The organism is Nocardia sp. NPDC050408, assembly GCF_044458905.1.
Lineage (GTDB): Bacteria > Actinomycetota > Actinomycetes > Mycobacteriales > Mycobacteriaceae > Nocardia.
Map to the genome: position 1 here is coordinate 807,165 of NZ_JBITIL010000002.1, position 15,159 is coordinate 822,323.

The 15,159-nt window shown below is 65.1% G+C and carries 18 protein-coding genes; 4 read left to right on the plus strand and 14 right to left on the minus strand.

Annotated elements, in window-relative coordinates; genetic code table 11:
* Positions 1-63 precede the first annotated feature (63 nt).
* Positions 64-816 (minus strand): SDR family NAD(P)-dependent oxidoreductase, encoded by a 753-nt coding sequence (locus tag ACIBJI_RS08470; protein ID WP_364342359.1) that lies wholly within the window; start codon positions 814-816, stop codon positions 64-66.
* Between the two features lie 89 nt (positions 817-905).
* On the opposite strand from ACIBJI_RS08470, the gene ACIBJI_RS08475 reads away from it, so the two are divergent.
* Both ACIBJI_RS08475 and ACIBJI_RS08480 read left to right on the plus strand, forming a co-directional pair.
* Entirely contained in the window at positions 906-1,703 is a 798-nt protein-coding gene (locus ACIBJI_RS08475) for an enoyl-CoA hydratase/isomerase family protein (RefSeq protein ID WP_396958196.1), read from the plus strand.
* Between the two features lie 84 nt (positions 1,704-1,787).
* Entirely contained in the window at positions 1,788-2,717 is a 930-nt protein-coding gene (locus ACIBJI_RS08480) for an SDR family NAD(P)-dependent oxidoreductase (RefSeq protein WP_397083515.1), read from the plus strand.
* Between the two features lie 57 nt (positions 2,718-2,774).
* Here the strand turns inward: ACIBJI_RS08480 and ACIBJI_RS08485 are convergent, their stop codons facing one another.
* From ACIBJI_RS08485 to ACIBJI_RS08505, 5 genes are all read right to left on the minus strand, one after another.
* Positions 2,775-3,467, minus strand: a complete 693-nt coding sequence (locus tag ACIBJI_RS08485; RefSeq protein WP_364342368.1) for a TetR/AcrR family transcriptional regulator — start codon at positions 3,465-3,467, stop codon at positions 2,775-2,777.
* 96 nt (positions 3,468-3,563) lie between these two features.
* Positions 3,564-4,601 (minus strand): cyclase family protein, encoded by a 1,038-nt coding sequence (locus tag ACIBJI_RS08490; RefSeq protein ID WP_364342371.1) that lies wholly within the window; start codon positions 4,599-4,601, stop codon positions 3,564-3,566.
* An 18-nt stretch (positions 4,602-4,619) separates the two neighbouring features.
* Positions 4,620-5,018, minus strand: a complete 399-nt coding sequence (locus tag ACIBJI_RS08495; protein WP_364342374.1) for a nuclear transport factor 2 family protein — start codon at positions 5,016-5,018, stop codon at positions 4,620-4,622.
* 42 nt (positions 5,019-5,060) lie between these two features.
* Positions 5,061-5,459 carry a nuclear transport factor 2 family protein gene (locus ACIBJI_RS08500; RefSeq protein WP_364342377.1) on the minus strand — a complete coding sequence of 133 codons (399 nt, stop codon included), beginning with the start codon at positions 5,457-5,459 and terminating at the stop codon, positions 5,061-5,063.
* 42 nt (positions 5,460-5,501) lie between these two features.
* Entirely contained in the window at positions 5,502-7,133 is a 1,632-nt protein-coding gene (locus ACIBJI_RS08505) for an NAD(P)/FAD-dependent oxidoreductase (protein ID WP_364342380.1), read from the minus strand.
* A 196-nt stretch (positions 7,134-7,329) separates the two neighbouring features.
* On the opposite strand from ACIBJI_RS08505, the gene ACIBJI_RS08510 reads away from it, so the two are divergent.
* The gene (locus ACIBJI_RS08510; RefSeq protein WP_364342383.1) at positions 7,330-7,710 is read left to right on the plus strand and encodes a carboxymuconolactone decarboxylase family protein; all 381 of its coding nucleotides are present in this window, start codon (positions 7,330-7,332) and stop codon (positions 7,708-7,710) included.
* 38 nt (positions 7,711-7,748) lie between these two features.
* On the plus strand, positions 7,749-8,486 hold the full coding sequence (locus ACIBJI_RS08515) for an SDR family NAD(P)-dependent oxidoreductase (protein WP_364342386.1): 738 nt from the start codon (positions 7,749-7,751) through the stop codon (positions 8,484-8,486).
* Between the two features lie 194 nt (positions 8,487-8,680).
* On the opposite strand, the gene ACIBJI_RS08520 is transcribed toward ACIBJI_RS08515, so the two are convergent.
* The 8 genes from ACIBJI_RS08520 to ACIBJI_RS08555 form a co-directional block, all read right to left on the minus strand.
* Complete coding sequence (locus ACIBJI_RS08520) at positions 8,681-8,959, minus strand: hypothetical protein (protein ID WP_364342389.1); 279 nt, start codon at positions 8,957-8,959, stop codon at positions 8,681-8,683.
* A complete protein-coding gene (locus ACIBJI_RS08525) occupies positions 8,905-9,381 on the minus strand; it encodes an amidohydrolase family protein (RefSeq protein ID WP_364342392.1) in 477 nt (158 codons plus the stop codon). Before ACIBJI_RS08525 ends, ACIBJI_RS08520 begins: the two co-directional genes overlap by 55 nt.
* Complete coding sequence (locus ACIBJI_RS08530) at positions 9,335-10,552, minus strand: cytochrome P450 (protein WP_364342395.1); 1,218 nt, start codon at positions 10,550-10,552, stop codon at positions 9,335-9,337. Before ACIBJI_RS08530 ends, ACIBJI_RS08525 begins: the two co-directional genes overlap by 47 nt.
* A 25-nt stretch (positions 10,553-10,577) precedes the next feature.
* Positions 10,578-10,772 carry a 4Fe-4S domain-containing protein gene (locus ACIBJI_RS08535; protein ID WP_364342398.1) on the minus strand — a complete coding sequence of 65 codons (195 nt, stop codon included), beginning with the start codon at positions 10,770-10,772 and terminating at the stop codon, positions 10,578-10,580.
* 47 nt (positions 10,773-10,819) lie between these two features.
* The gene (locus ACIBJI_RS08540) at positions 10,820-12,016 is read right to left on the minus strand and encodes an NAD(P)/FAD-dependent oxidoreductase (protein WP_396958190.1); all 1,197 of its coding nucleotides are present in this window, start codon (positions 12,014-12,016) and stop codon (positions 10,820-10,822) included.
* A 166-nt stretch (positions 12,017-12,182) separates the two neighbouring features.
* Positions 12,183-13,013, minus strand: coding sequence for an SDR family oxidoreductase (locus tag ACIBJI_RS08545; protein ID WP_397083519.1), 831 nt, complete (start codon positions 13,011-13,013; stop codon positions 12,183-12,185).
* Positions 13,014-13,240: 227 nt separating this feature from the next.
* The gene (locus tag ACIBJI_RS08550) at positions 13,241-13,357 is read right to left on the minus strand and encodes an AraC family transcriptional regulator (RefSeq protein WP_364343078.1); all 117 of its coding nucleotides are present in this window, start codon (positions 13,355-13,357) and stop codon (positions 13,241-13,243) included.
* Positions 13,358-13,605: 248 nt separating this feature from the next.
* Positions 13,606-15,129 (minus strand): long-chain fatty acid--CoA ligase, encoded by a 1,524-nt coding sequence (locus ACIBJI_RS08555; RefSeq protein ID WP_397083521.1) that lies wholly within the window; start codon positions 15,127-15,129, stop codon positions 13,606-13,608.
* Positions 15,130-15,159 lie beyond the last annotated feature (30 nt).

The following is a 15,159-nucleotide window of genomic DNA, read 5'->3' on the forward strand; positions in this document are numbered from 1 at the left end:
GGGTATGCACAGGTTCGGACGCAGCGGCCGCAGCCTGTGCGGCCGTGTAGCGCGGGGCAAGGCTCACAGCAGTGAATATCCGCCGTCGACCGTGATCGTGGTGCCCGTGATGTAGGCCGAGGATTCGGCGGCCAGGAACAGATAGATGCCGGGCAGGTCGGCGGGAGTTCCCCAACGCCCGAGGGCGGTGTGGCCGACGATATCGTTCTCCCGCTCGGCATCGCGGTGCCAGTGCGCTCCCATCCCGGTGTCGAACCAGCCGAGCGCCACCGCATTGACGGTGATCGCACGTGGTCCGAGTTCCTGCGCCAAAGCCTGGACAAGCGCGTGGGCGCCACTCTTGGAGGCCGCGTATGCGGAAAGTCCGGCACGCGGCCGCTGACCGATGACCGAACCCGTGACGATGATCCGACCGCCCTCCCCCATCACCGCCGCTGCCGCACGCGCGCCGAGGAAGGTTCCGGTCAGGTTCACGTCGATGATGTCTCGCCAGACGGCGGGCTTGGTCTGCGTCACCGTCGAAACCTCCGGTGACACACCGGCATTGCAGATCCACGCGTCGACGCCGCCGAAGCGCTCGACCATGCGTTCGGCGACGGTGTCGTTGAACTCGTCGTCACGCACATCACCCGCGCACACCAAAGGCTCACCCCGCAGGGAGTCGGCCACCGCGCGCAGCGCGTTTTCCGATCGCGCGACCAATCCCAGCTGCGCCCCCGCGGCATCGAAGGCGGTCGCGAGCACCCGCCCCAAGCCGCGTCCGGCGCCGGTAATGACTACGCGTCGACCCGATACGTCGGCATGCCCCATACCCATTGCATCTCACCGTCCATCCACCGATAAATTCTTCGACCGGTCGGTACACTCAACCGTGAACGTAGCACATAAACCGGAGGCATCGAATAGTGAGCAGCAATCCAACGCCCGCCAAGGTCGGGCTCGAGCCGCATCCCGCCGACGAGCGGCTGGCCATCCTGCGCATCGAGCGCCATCCGGTGAACGCGCTCGACCAGGAGATGTGGGATCTACTCGAAACCGTTGCGGCGGAACTGCACAGCAGCACGACCTATCGAGCGGTCGTCATCACCGGCGGCGAACACTTCGCGGCCGGCGCCGACGTGAAGGAGATGCTCGGCCTGTCCCCCGAGGCGTTCGGACAGCGAAACCGGGTACTGCAAAAGGCATTTCACGCCCTGGCCACGGCCCCGCAGATCACGATCGCGGCGATCAACGGCTACGCACTCGGCGGCGGCTGCGAGTTGGCACTGGCCGCCGACTTCCGCATCGGCGGTCGCGGCGCCATCCTCGGCTTGCCCGAGATCACGCTCGGGATAATGCCCGGCTCCGGTGGGACGCAACGTCTTTCGCGGATTGTCGGACTCGCCGAAGCGAAGGATCTGATCCTCACCGGACGCCTCGTGCGCGCGGAGGCAGCCTTGCACATCGGCCTCATCGATCAACTACTCGACGACGCCGATGTGTTCGACGCCGCCGTAGAGCGAGGCCTCTCCTACGCCCGCGGCCCGCTCGCACTCCGGTACGCGAAGCAGGCGATCGAGGACGGGTTCGACATGTCGATCGAGGACGGGCTGGCGTTGGAAGCCGACCTGATCACCCGATGCTTCGCCAGCGAGGACGGACAGCGCGGTCTGCGCAGCTTCGTCGAGGACGGCCCGCGAAAAGCAACCTTCCTGGGTCGCTGACTTTCATTGTATGTACTGACCGATTGGTCTAAAATACGATGACCGTGGCCACGGATCGACAATGGAGTACGACAGGAGTCGCGAATGAGTGAGTTGAGTTTCGAGGGCCGCGTCGCGGTGGTTACCGGCGCGGGTCGCGGCATCGGGCGAGCCCACGCTCGGCTCCTGGCCGAACGCGGAGCAAGTGTCGTCCTAAACGACCTCGGTGGATCGATCGAGGGCGACGGCGCCGACACCACACCGGCCCAGGCGGTCGTCGACGGCATCATCGCCGCAGGTGGTTCGGCCGTGGCCGACGGCAACGACGTCTCGACACCGGCCGGGGCCCAGGCGATCATCGACGCCGCGGTGGACCGGTTCGGCCGCATCGACATTCTGATCAACAATGCGGGCATCGTCAGGTACGCGGGCCTGCCCGATGTCGAACTGGACAATGTCGAGCGACACCTCGCCGTACATCTGCTCGGCTCGTTCAACACCATGAAGGCCGCCTGGCCGCATTTCCTGAACCAGAGCTATGGCCGGGTCGTACTGACCACGTCGAGCGGCGTCTTCGGCATGGACGTCAACCTGCCGTACGCGACAGCGAAGGCGGGCCTCATCGGGTTGGCGCGCAGTGCGAAACTCGCGGGCGAACCGCACGGGATCAAGGTGAATCTGCTTGCGCCCGCGGCCTATACCCGCATGGCCGGTGGCGACCCCGATACCGACGAGAATGCCGCGGCTGCCGCAGCGGCCATGCCGTCGGAGTCGGTGGCTCCGATGGCCGCCTTCCTGGCGCACGAAAGCTGCCCGGTCACCGGTGAGATCTACACCGCGGGAGCGGGCCGATTCGCGCGGCTGTTCCTGGCCTCCACCGAAGGCTATCTGGCCCAGGGCCCGGCCACGATCGAGGAAGTCTCCGCACACTGGGCGGCAATCAATGATGAGACCGGCTATTACGTGCCGACAGATCTGATGAATTGGTCCGCCACATTCCTGAAGCATCAGTTCGCTCAGATGACACAGAGCTAGGCAGCAGCCCGTCGCTTGCCGCACCCGATGGGAGAGGTACGGCGAGCGACGGGATTGCTAGTGATCGAGCCCCTTCGCGAGCAGCACACCGAGCACGGAACGCCCGTGCGCCAGTTCGGCTTCGGTCGCCGACTCGTCGACCCGCTCGACCAGGATTCCGTTCAAGAAGATCTCGCAATAGAAGCGAGCGAGCTCGTCTACTTTCAGATCCGCGCGCCGACCCACCCACTGGTATGTGTAGTTGTGCAGGTTCAGGTACGCGAGCGTGGTGAGCTCCAGATCCCGCACCCGCAACTTGCCTTGTCGATGCCCGTCGGCGAGCACATCGCGAATCTGCGATTCGAAACGCTGGCGCTTGGCCCGGAAGCGAGTGCGGTATTCACCCTGCAGTTGGTGGTGCTCATGCAGAAAGACCCACACATGATCTTGTCGATGCACGATCTGCCGAAGTAGCGATTCCGACAGCAATCGCAGGCGCGTCTGGAAGCCGATATCGAGCCGGACGATCGCCGACGCTTCGGTGAGCAGCGGATCCATTACGCGGTCGTGGATCTCGGCCAGCAACTCTTCCTTGGCACCGATGTAGTAGTACAGCGCACCGCGGGCCAGTCCGGCGGCAGCGCCGATATCGGCGACCCCGGTGCTCGCATAGCCGTTCTTCGAGAAGAGCTCGACGGCGACATCCACCACTTGCTCCCGCTTGCGGTGGTAGCGGGCGGTTTTCGCACGTTCGGTACGCGTTGTAGGCATCGCGACGCTCCCTTCCATCGAACAAAACAGTTCGGTGCAGGTCAGGCTTTACACCTCACCTGCACCGAACCGAACCCTGGATGCCGGCGGCCCGCGTCAGACGGTCGCGACGGGGGTCAGCGGGCTGCCCATCGTCCCGGGCAGGCGCAGTGGCGGCGCGGTCAGCAGGAAGCGGCTGCGCTGGTGTTCCCGCAGCCAAGTCGCCAATTCCTCGGTGTACCAGAGCTCACCCAGCGGGATGCCGAGTTTGAACAGGCACAGGTTATGGATCGGCAGCAGTGTGTGCGGGGTCTCGCTATCCGGTGCCCAGCCCTCGACCGCGTAGTTGTCCGAGACGAGCGCCGAGATCTGCGATTCGGCGATCCACTCCAGCAGCGACTCATCCGTCGCGTCGAGGTAGGGATACATGGCCTGGATCTCCGGCCCCGGATTCTTCTCCCAGGCGAGAACCTGAGTGGCGAACCCGGTGTGCAGCAGGAGCATGTCACCCGGTTCCACCACGACATCGTCCTTCGCCATGATGTCTTTGAGCATTTTCAAATCGACCGGCTGCCAGTCGCTTCCGAGGTGCGACACATCGATCAGGACACCGCGACCCTGCATGCCGTGCGCGGCCATGTGCTCGCAGCCGAGATGCTTGGCGAAGGAGACGCTCCCGCTGCCGTCACCCTTGGCGTCCTCCTGTGGACCGACGATATCGGTGCCGGGGCGAAAACCGTTGTAATACACCGGTTCCGCGACACCGTCGCCATCCGCGTCGAACAACGCGCCCTGATGCGCCAGCGAGTCCCACTGCGTGGAGTACTGCAGCCAGAGCGTCACGACGTCGTCGCTCCACAGATCGATGAAGCTGGGGGCGATCTTGTCGCGCGCGACGACGTTGTAGAAGGTGTCCTGGTTGTGCGCCAGATCCTCGGTGGGCCGCAGGATCGGCGGATACCGGCGCTGGTTCAGCGCGGTACCGCCCGGATAGTCCAGCGGCAGGCTCAGGCTGAAGGTGATGCCGTGTTCGACCTCGCGCACCCCTTGCAGAACCTTCTCCGGGGTGAGCAGGTTGACCCGCCCCAACTCATCGTCGTCGCCGAAATCGCCCCAGTTCGAGCCGGGCGGGCGCTGCTTCCACCGTTTGGTCACGGGTTGCTCCTATCTCTCTTACATCACGTAGGTGGTCTTGCGGTGCTGGAACCGCCATGCGCTGTCATCGCGACGCAGGGTGTCCTCGTAGCGGCCCGCGATCAGCACGGCCCAACCCGATTCGCCGCGCTGCAGGAAGACCAGGTCGCTGTTGGCGGTCGCCTCATCCTCGGACCAGGAGGTGATGACGGTGTTGGCCACCAGGTGCCGCTGCGGTTGGGTCGGCAGCAATCCGGCATAGACCTGACGGATGGCTTCATGGCCCTCGAAGGTGCCGACGCCCATGATCTCGCTGACGCCATCGGGGCTGAACAGCGCGACGATATCGTCGGTACGTCCGTCGTCGAGCGCATGCGCGTACGCGGCGATGGCGGTGTGGACCCCGTGCGCGACCTGCGCCTGGGTGGACTCACTCATTGATTCTCCAAAGATGTTCTGGTTCCGGCGGATTCGGCGTCGCTAGGTCAGGTACGTCGTCTTGCGGTGCTGGAACACCCAGGCTCCGTCACTGTGCCGCAGCGTGTCCTCGTATCGACCGACGACCTGCACCGCCCACCCCGTCTCGCCGCGCTGGAAGAAGGCCACATCGCTGACGGCCGTCGCCTCCTGCGCGCTCACCGCGGTGATCAAGGTGTTGGCCACGAGGTGACGCTGTGGTGCCGTCGGCGCCCAGCCTTCGAATGCCGCCCGCAATGCGTCGTGACCGCTGATCGGGTCCATGCCCGGAATCTCGAGCACCCCGTCAGGTGCGTACAGAGCCACGATTTCATCGGCCTGCCCCGCGTCCTGTGCCTGGGTGTGGGCGCCGATCGCCGCACGGACACCGGCCGCGATCCGGGCTTCGTTGGATTCGCTCATTTTCTCTCCATCGTTGAACGAAAATTGCCTGCTCGAGCGCTATTAAGCGGCCGCTTCCTCAACCTTGGACAAGATGAATGCCGAGTACTCGTTCGCGGCGAGTTCGGCGATCAGCCGCTGCAGGTTGGGCCGCCCGGTCGGATTCAGCAGCTGCTTGACCGCCTTGCCGGGAATGTTCGACCCGAAGAAATAGCTGCTCTCCAAGAACAGCGACCCGCTGCCGTTGACCGTTTCGGTCCACTCCGCCTCCGCGGCGGGGTCCGCCTCGATGACTTCGTAACCGTTGTCGCGCGCGTGCACCAGCGCACCGATGACGCAGTCCACTTGGTCACCGGCGTAGCGCGGATTGTTGCCGAGTGCGCCGTGCGGTCCGCCGGGGAAGAAGAAGTTCGGGAAACCCGCCGTCGCGATGCCCAGGTAGGTATTGGGCCCTTGCGCCCAATAGTCCTCGAGCGCAAGGCCATCGCGGCCGCGGACGCCGAGCCGATTGAGTGCACCGGTACCGAAGTCGTAGCCGGTCGCCCAGATGATGATGTCGAACTCGCGAAGGCCTTCGGCCGTCTCGATTCCGGCCTCGGTGATACGGATGATCGGGGTCTCTTTGAGCGCGACGAGCGAAACGTTCGGCTTGTTGTATGCCTCGAAGTAGCCGGTCACGAAGGGGGGACGCCGACCGGCGTAGATGTGGTCCTTCGGGATGAGTTTCTCGGCCGTCTCGGGATCGGTGACGATGCCGCGAATCTTGTCCGCGATGAATTCGCAGAATTCCTTGTTCACTTCGGGGTTGGTCGTGAAGTCGATGTAGTTTTCGGTCAACTTCGTGAAACCCGGGCTGTTCCACATCTTTTCGAAGAAGGCCTGTCGCTGTTCGGCCGTATCGTCGGCAGAAAAGCGGCTGGGCAAGTCATGCAGGAATCCGCTCGGCGAGGTGTTCAGGGTCTCGCGGATGCGTTCGAAGTCGGCCTTGATCTCGGCCCGTTCCTGCGGGGTGAGCGGCGCGTTGTTCAGTGGCGTGCACCAGTCCGGAGTCCGCTGGTACACCGTCAACGCTGCGACCTGGTCGGCGATGGCCGGAACGATCTGCACGCCGCTGGATCCGGTGCCTATGATGGCGACGCGCTTGCCGGTGAAATCGACCGGGGTCGTCGGCCAGCGGCCGGTGTGATGCTGTTGGCCGCCGAAGCTCTCGCGTCCGGGCACCTCCGGGATGAACGGCACCGAGAGCACACCGGTCGCGGCGACGAGGAAGCGCGCGCGATGCTCGGTGCCGTCATCGGTGCGCACCGTCCAGATCCCGGCCGACTCGTCGAATTCCGCGGCGGTCACCCGGACGCCGAACCGGATGTGCCGGCGCAGATCGAATCGGTCGACCACGAAGTTGAAGTAGCGTTCGTTCTCCGGCTGGCCGGTGAACCGCTCCGACCACTCCCACTCTTCCCACAGTTCCTTGGAGAACAGGTAGCCGTAGGTGTAGCTTTCGGAGTCGAAACGCGCTTCGGGATAGCGGTTCCAGTACCAGGTCCCGCCGACGCCGTCGCCCGCCTCGAGCAGTTCGACTGTGAAGCCCTCCTCGCGGGCCCGGTACAGCTGATAGATGCCCGTCACGCCCGCGCCGATCACCAGGACGTCGACCGCGTCAGCTGTCGCACCAGCGGCGTTCGCCGATCCACTCATACGTTCTCCAATTCTCGAATGGGTCGCCTGCTGTACGACGCCAAAGATGTTTCGACCGGTCGGTCTATGACGTTGGTCACGAGACTAGAGCCGAATCCGGTCGGAATCAACAGCCCCTCCAGCATTGATTGTACCGACCGATTGTTCTAAGATTGCCGACTACCAGTAGCACCACGGAATGCGATGGGAGTCGCTGATGACAACCAAGGACACCGACTTGCGCACCGAAGGTCTCGCGGTGATGCGCGCGGCCCTCCCCGGCGTCTTTCCCGAGGGCGATATCGACCTGCGTGACGGCCAGATCGGCGAGGACCTCGTCGAGATCGGTCTGGTCAGCGTCTGGGCCCAGCTGTGGGGCCGGGAGGGGCTCACGCCACGCGATCGCAGCCTGGTCACCCTCGGCATCCTGATCGCACTCGGAGCCGAGAACGAGTTCGGCCACCACGTCCGAATCGGCTTGACCAACGGACTTACCAAGGACGAGATCGCCGAGGTCATCTACCACTCCAGCGGCTATGCCGGATTCCCGCGCGCGACCGCGGCACGTACCGCCGCCAGGGCCGCGCTGGGTGAATAGCCCAGCCCGGCAACCGATTTCGACGCAAAGGAACGAAAATGTCACTTGCAGGCAAGATCGCCGTCGTCACCGGCGGCGGTAGCGGGATCGGCAAGTCCATCGCGACCGTACTCGCGGCCAAAGGCGCCGCGGTCGCGATCTGGGATCTGAACCTCGAAAACGCCGAGAAGACCGCCGCCGCGATCCGCGAGGCGGGCGGTACAGTCATCGCGGTGGCGGGCGACGCGGCGAATGCCGACGCCATCGCCGAGTCGGCAGCCCGCACCCACGCCGAGCTCGGACCCGTCACCGTGCTGGTCAACAATGCCGGAATCACCACATACGAGCCCTTCACGAGCTTGGCCGAGGAATCCTGGGATCGGATGATCGGGATCAATCTCAAGGGTCCCTTCCTGGTCACGCAGGCACTGATCCCCGACATGCTCACGGCCGGGTGGGGCCGGATCATCAATATCTCCTCATCGTCCGCGCAGACCGGAGCCCCGGGCATGGCCCACTACGCGGCATCCAAGGGTGGCGTGATCGGCTTGACGAAGGCGTTGGCGGTCGAGTTCATCGAACAGGGAATCACGGTCAACCACGTTCCGCCCGGATTCATCGATACCCCGCTGACCCGCCAGACCATCGATGTGGAAGCGGCGGCGGCGCATATGCCGATGAAGCGGGCCGGGCAGCCGGAGGACATCGGCCACGCGGTCGCCTACCTGGCCTCCGACGAAGCCGGTTATGTCACGGGACAGACGCTCAGCGTGAACGGCGGACGCTACCTGTTCTGACAGCTCGATCCGCCGATGAAGCCGGGTTCGCGGCTGGGTGGATTCGACTCTGGGTGGGAGTGCTCGACATTCCCACTCCCCGGCAACGGCACCGTGGTAGTCCCCAAGGATCTGGAGGCGAATCCGGCCGACGCGGGTGCACTGACAACGCGACGTGCCCGGAGCGGCCCGCGCTCCGGGCACGCTAGCGCGGGTCAAACGCCCTCGGGAACCTCCGCGAGCTTCTTGGAGTTGTCGAAGCCGACGATATCGGCGAGGGTGCCGCCCAGGATGGCCGCACGATCCTCGTCGGGGACCTGTCCGGTACCCGTCCGCCACGACCGGTCCATCACGCCCAGGTACGAGACGAGCCAGCCCGCGCTGTACTCGACCAGGTTGAAGTGCAGATTCGGAAAGCGTTCACATACGCCGCCGCCGACTATGTCGGCGATGATGCCCTGCGGGATCGCCGAGGCGGTATTGCCGCCACCCATAGTCGGCCCGCCACCATGTCATCGGTGAGCTGCCCCTTGCCCATATTGACGGCCATCATCAGCCCCTTGACGGTGACCGCCGTCTCCGAAGTTTCCTCCTTGACCGAAACCCCGCCGGTGGCGACGTGGAAGAACACCGGCATTCCGTTGGCCTGCGCGGCCGCCCAGATCGGGTCGTAATGCCGCGACCAGTACGGCACCGGCGGACGCTCCGGCAGCAGGATGGCCCCGAGTCCGGCGCGGGCACAGCGTTCGATCTCGGCGACCGCGTCCGGAACATCGGTGACAGGGATGGCGGCGGTCGGGCGCATCCGGTCCTTGTATCGGAGATACTTGTACCGGTCGGTCCAGTCTTTAAAATGAGGATACTGTTCGCTACCAGGCGACGGGCAGTTCGTAGATGCCGTAGGCAAGCGAATCACCCTTGAACCGCAGCTGGTCGAAGTCGACTCCCAGCCGCAGCGTCGGGATGCGGCGGTAGAGGGTGCCGAATACGACCTCGAGTTCGATGCGTGCGAGCTGCTGGCCGATGCACTGGTGCGGACCCCAGCCGAACGCATGATGATGGCGCGCCTCGCGCTGGAGATCGAGCTTCTCGGGCTCAGGGAAGGCCACCGGGTCGAAGTTGGCCGCGGGCAAGGAGCTGATGATGCCCTCCCCCGCTCGGATCGTGTGACCTTCGACCTCGATGTCCTCGGTGGCGATGCGCCGCTGCAACAGATGCGGGATGGTCAGGTAGCGCAGCAGTTCCTCGACCGCGCCCGCGATGACCTTCCGATCCTCGGTTTCGCGCAGCAGCGCCAGCTGGTCCGGATTCTGCAGCAGTAGCGCGGTCGCGAGCGTGATCATATTCGCGCTGGTCTCGTGACCCGCGATGAGCATGATCATGCTCATGATGGTGGCGCCTGGCATATCCAGCTCGCCCGCCTTGACCCGCGCCGCGAGGTCCGAGACCACGTCCTCTTCGGGGTTTTCCATCTTGGCCACGATCAGCTTGCCCAGGTAGGCGCCGAGCGCCGCATTCGAGGCGTTGTTCTCTTCCGGGGTCAACTCCCGACCATTGGTGATCTTGGCGTGTTCCTCGAAGAAGTCGTGATCCTCGTACGGGACGCCGAGGAGCTCGCAGATCATCAGCGACGGCAGCGGCAGCGAGAGCGCCTCCACCAGATCGGCCGGATTGGGCCCCGCCAACATCTTGTCGATGAGTTCGTCGGTGACCCGCTGGATCGCCGGGCGAACCTTCTCCATCCGCCCGCGCGTGAACGAGTTCGTCAGCATCCGGCGCAACCGCGCGTGCTCGGCGCCGTCGGTGTCGAACAGCGTCTTCGGCCGGTCGTGGATCGTCTCGGCGATGGCCGGGGTCATATATGGGAATCCGGGCAGATGGTCGTTGGCGCTGACCCGCGGGTCGGCCATGACCTGTCGCTGCGCGGCGTGCGAGGCGATCAGCCACGGGGTCCGGCCGTCCCAGGTACGCACCCGCGAGAGCGGCAGACCCGCGGTGTGCAATTCACGCAATTCCGGCGGAGGCAGGAAGGGGCACTTGGCATCTCGCGGCGTCGGGTATTCGGGGATATCCACGGTCTCGGTCATGATCGGCTCTCCTTGGGTCGACATTTCATTCCTCGATCGAGATCGCCATCGCGGGACAGATAGCCGCCGCCTGACGGACGTCCTCGGCCTGTTGGGCCGATGGATGTTCGTTCAGCAGCACCACGATGCCGTCCTCGTCGCGCTGGTCGAAGACCTCGGCAGCGGCGGCAACGCATTGTCCGGCCGCGACGCACTTGTCTTCGTCGATGACAACCTTCATGGGGTCTCTCCTGGTCTTTCGGTGAATTGAGCTGGGGCTGAAGGCAATCAGGGCCGAGCGCTGGCAGCGGCCGGACTGGCGAGCGCATCGACGATTTCCTGTCGGCGCAGGCGAGTCTGTTTGGGCATATTCCAGCCGAGGACACCGGTGACCACACCCGAGTCGCGGTACCGCGCGACGAACCTTCCGCCCGCCTGGTCACCGTCGACGAGGTCGACCTCGGCGCCGATGGGAAGCCTGCCGTGCACCTGGATCTTCACGTCGAATTGATCGGTCCAGAAGTAGGGCACCGGCACGTATGGCTGGTCCTCCCCCATGATCACACCTGCGACGGCCGCGGCCTGCTCGGTGGCATTGGTCCGGTTCTCCAGGCGGATCAACTCGCCGAATTGCTCGTGATGCCACCGCGCCAGATCGCCGACGGCGTAAATTCCCTCGGCGGCGCGGCAGCGAGAATCGCAGACCACACCGTTATCGAGCTGCAGTCCACTGTCTTTCAGCCAGTCGGTCGCCGGGGCCGCGCCGATCGCGACCACCACCACATCGGCGGCCAGCAACTCGCCGGTGTCGAGCCGCACGCCGGTAACCCGACCGTCCGCGCCGTCCAAGCCGACGACGCCGGTGCCGAGTCGCAGTCGCACACCGCGATCGGTGTGCAAGTCCGCCAACAGTTTCGACACCATCGGGCCGACCTGCAAAGCCATGGGGGCTGGCTGCGGACCGGTCATCGTCACGTCCAGCCCGAGTGTGCGTGCGGTGGCGGCGATTTCGGCACCGAGGACACCCTCGCCGACGACGACCAACCGCGAGCTGATCAGGAGATCCGCCCGTAGCGCCAATGCGTCGTCGAGGGTGCGCAATACGTGCACGCCGGTCAGGTCGTCCTGACCGGGCAATGTCCGCGCCCGCACACCTGTGGCGAGGACCACCGCCTCCGCCCGCAATTCGTGCCCGGCAGCAGTGCGCACGGTTCGGGTCTTCGGATCCAATCCCGTCGCCTCGGCGCCGAGTACGAATTCGGCATCCAACGCCGCCAGCATCTCCTGCTTGCGCAGCGCGGCCCGATCCGGTGCCCACGCACCGGAGAGCACCTGCTTGGACAGCGGCGGCCGATCGTAGGGCGCATGCGACTCATCGCCGAGCACCGTTATCGGACCTTGAAACCCCTTGCGCCGCAGCGATTCCACCGTCGACAGTCCGGCCGCCGACGCACCGACCACCAGCACTCGATCCGGCGCGGTCACGCGACTGCCTCGTGAACAAACCTCATCTGCGACTCCCGTTCGATTGCCTCGTGCCGGGCAACAATCGAATGTTAGACCTATCGGTCGGTACAATCAAGGAAAGTCGTCGGCCCCGCAGCAGAGATCAAGCTCGGCCATGAGCGGCCGAGCCCGACAAAGAGTAAACCTATTTCCCGGCCGCGACCTGCACCGCGGCATAAGCACCGCCATCGACGAGCAGGTCGATGCCATTGAGGAAACTCGCCTGATCGGACAGCGCGAATGCGACTACGGCGGCCACTTCACCCGCTTTGCCCATCCGCCGCAGCGGGGAGCCCTCGACGAGTTTGCCCATGATCGGATGTTCTTCGGCTTCCTGTTTGCCCTGCGGCGTCGCGATGATGCCAGGCGATACCGAACAGATGCGCGCACCGGCCGGACCGAGGCACAGCGCCTCCCGCTGGACGAACCGGTGCACGCCGCGCTTCGCCCAGCTGTACGCGATGCCCGAATTCTCGATGGATACGCCGAGCGTCTCACGCATGCGCTCCAGGAACTTATCGTCGAGCGGATCATCCAGGATCGCCAAAGCGGTGGGATCGGGCACGCTGGGATCGAGCAGCGGCGACATGGACGCGAAGCACACCAGCGCCGTGCCCGTCGAGGCGAGCGGCCTCAGCGCCTCGGCCAGTCGAGCCGTGCCGATCAGGTCGACCTCGAAGATCCGGCGCCAATCCCCCATACTCGGCGAGATGCCCGCCGCGTGCGCGACCGCACGCAGTGTGCCGAGTTCGCTTGTGCGCGCTGCGAGTCGGGCCAACCCGTCGACGTCGGTGATGTCGAGAACGAATGGTTCAGTGCTCGCGCGCCCGGCCTGGTCCAGTTCCTCGGCCGCCGCGGTCACCGTCGCCTCGTCCCGGTCGACGAGCAGCAATACATCCACCGTGTCGACCATGCGCTGCGCACACGAATTGCCCATGCCTCGGCCCGCGCCGGTCGCGATACCTACTGTCGTCATCCGATCCTCCTGTTGCGGCCGCGGGCCCGGCCCGGCAGTCCTCGAGCTGCGGAGCGCGCCGCACAGGTAATCAGCTTGAGCGAAAACCGGCGCCATTGGCGAGAAACCCGGAGAATGACGTTCTCCACTCCGAGGTGGACGTTACCTCGACGATGCCGGCGATGACGTGCCGGGGCTAGGGAGCGCGGTCCCGAATGGATGGTGTACCTGGCTACACCATGGCCGACTCATCGGGCCGCCACCCCGTGGCGGTACTCAACCGGGGTGCAGCCCGCGAAGCTGCGGTGGGCGCGACTGAAGGCGCTGGCGCTGCCGAAGCCGACCGACATGGCGACCTCCAGGATGTTTCACTCCCGGCTGCGCAAGTGCGACCATGGCCCGAATCAGCCTGGCCTGCACCAGGAAATCCCGCCAGGTCATATCGGCGGGCGCAACGGCCCCATCCTGATGAGACCAATGTCGGGATGAGCCCGTCGCTACCTAAACCTCGGTCAAATCCGAGCTCGCGCAAAGCTTCTGGTTTTCAGCCCGGCGTGTCGTGCGGAGAGTCGCTGTGCGACAGCGTCCGAGGGTGTGCGAGAGCCGCGTGAACTCAGGCGGTCCCGTCGCGCAATACGCGCTTGAGCACCTTCCCGGAAGGAGTTCTCGGCAAAGAGTCGATGCATTCGATCTCCGCGGGCACTTTATATTTCGCCAAGCGGGTGCGACAGAAATCCTTCAGCGCCTCGGCGTCGAAGTGGCTGCCGGCGCGCAGCACCACGAATGCCTTCGGCACCTCGCCCCAGCGCGGATGGGGCATGCCGACGACCGCCGCCTCGACCACATCCGGATTCTCGTACAGCACCCGTTCGACCTCCGGGGTGGCGATATTCTCCCCGCCCGAGACGATCATGTCCTTCTTGCGGTCCTCGATGTAGAGGTAGCCGTCTTCGTCGAGGCGGCCGATATCGCCGGTGTGAAACCATCCGTTGCGCAGGGCCGAGCGGGTGGCCGCCTCGTCACGCCAATAGCCGGACGTCACCTTGGGCCCGCGGATGACGATCTCGCCGAGTTGTCCGGCCGGAACAGGGGTATCGCGCTCGTCGACAATGGCGACCTCGACATCGGCCACCGGCCGCCCGACCGAGCCGACCTTCGATCGCATGTGCTCGACATCGTTGACGGTATCGCCGGAGACGGTTTCGGTGAGACCGTAGGCGTCGGCGAACCAGACATCCGCGAACGCATCGGCGATCCGGTCGAGCAGCGGGATGGGCATCTTCTCGCCACCACCGGTGATGAAGCGGATCGATGAGGTGTCTCGCTCGGCGATATCGGGCAGTTGCAGCAGTGCGTTCATCATCGACGGCGCCAGCCAGACATTGGTCGGGCGAAGCTGTTCGATCGCGTCCACTACCGCGGCGGCGTCGAAACGGCGAATCAGGCTCAATCGCCCACCAGCGTGGAAGGTGGCCAGGCCCGGCAGATCCATTCCGCCGACGTGGTAGAGCGGGCCGCAGACCAGGGTGTTGTCCGCGGCGGTCAGCGAGAACTCGAGGATGTGCGCAAGATTCTTCCAGGTCAGGTTCTGGTGGGAGATCATCACACCCTTCGGGCGCGAGGTCGTTCCCGAGGTGTACATAAGTCGTTGCAGCGCATCGGGTTCCACATCGACCACGTCCGTCGTCCGGCCGATATTCGGCGCGACCAGCGCGTCGTATTCCAGCCACGACGGATCAGGTGCCGCATCGAGCGTCACGCGGTGTCGCAGCTGCGGCAAGGACGGGGCCAATGCGTCGATGCCCGTGGTGAACTCGGACTCCGTGACGATGGCACCGGCATTCGAATGCTCGAGAATGTACTGCCATTCCGCCGGAGACAACCGATAGTTGAGCGGCATGATCGCGGCGCCGATGTGATTGGCCGCGAGCATGGTTTCCACGAATTCGATCCGGTTGTACAGCAGCACGGCGACGATGTCGCCCGGTGCGACTCCCAGCTCACGCAGCGTGAGGGCCAGCGCATGCACGCGGGTGCGCAGTTCGGCGTAGGTCAACGCCCGATCGCCTTCGGACAGTGCGATTTCGGCTGCGTATTGTTGCGCGTTCCGGTCGAATACGGCGGCGAAGTTGAACATTCACGGGCCTTCGCTGTGAAGAGGAAGCTG

What these genes read in the sequence shown, in the direction of transcription:
- ACIBJI_RS08470 (WP_364342359.1), bottom strand. Translation starts at nt 816, where the DNA reads ATGGGTATGGGGCATGCCGACGTATCGGGTCGACGCGTAGTCATTACC.
- ACIBJI_RS08480 (WP_397083515.1), top strand. Translation starts at nt 1,788, where the DNA reads ATGAGTGAGTTGAGTTTCGAGGGCCGCGTCGCGGTGGTTACCGGCGCG.
- ACIBJI_RS08485 (WP_364342368.1), bottom strand. Translation starts at nt 3,467, where the DNA reads ATGCCTACAACGCGTACCGAACGTGCGAAAACCGCCCGCTACCACCGC.
- ACIBJI_RS08495 (WP_364342374.1), bottom strand. Translation starts at nt 5,018, where the DNA reads ATGAGTGAGTCCACCCAGGCGCAGGTCGCGCACGGGGTCCACACCGCC.
- ACIBJI_RS08500 (WP_364342377.1), bottom strand. Translation starts at nt 5,459, where the DNA reads ATGAGCGAATCCAACGAAGCCCGGATCGCGGCCGGTGTCCGTGCGGCG.
- ACIBJI_RS08505 (WP_364342380.1), bottom strand. Translation starts at nt 7,133, where the DNA reads ATGAGTGGATCGGCGAACGCCGCTGGTGCGACAGCTGACGCGGTCGAC.
- ACIBJI_RS08510 (WP_364342383.1), top strand. Translation starts at nt 7,330, where the DNA reads ATGACAACCAAGGACACCGACTTGCGCACCGAAGGTCTCGCGGTGATG.
- ACIBJI_RS08515 (WP_364342386.1), top strand. Translation starts at nt 7,749, where the DNA reads ATGTCACTTGCAGGCAAGATCGCCGTCGTCACCGGCGGCGGTAGCGGG.
- ACIBJI_RS08520 (WP_364342389.1), bottom strand. Translation starts at nt 8,959, where the DNA reads ATGGGTGGCGGCAATACCGCCTCGGCGATCCCGCAGGGCATCATCGCC.
- ACIBJI_RS08530 (WP_364342395.1), bottom strand. Translation starts at nt 10,552, where the DNA reads ATGACCGAGACCGTGGATATCCCCGAATACCCGACGCCGCGAGATGCC.
- ACIBJI_RS08535 (WP_364342398.1), bottom strand. Translation starts at nt 10,772, where the DNA reads ATGAAGGTTGTCATCGACGAAGACAAGTGCGTCGCGGCCGGACAATGC.
- ACIBJI_RS08545 (WP_397083519.1), bottom strand. Translation starts at nt 13,013, where the DNA reads ATGACGACAGTAGGTATCGCGACCGGCGCGGGCCGAGGCATGGGCAAT.
- ACIBJI_RS08555 (WP_397083521.1), bottom strand. Translation starts at nt 15,129, where the DNA reads ATGTTCAACTTCGCCGCCGTATTCGACCGGAACGCGCAACAATACGCA.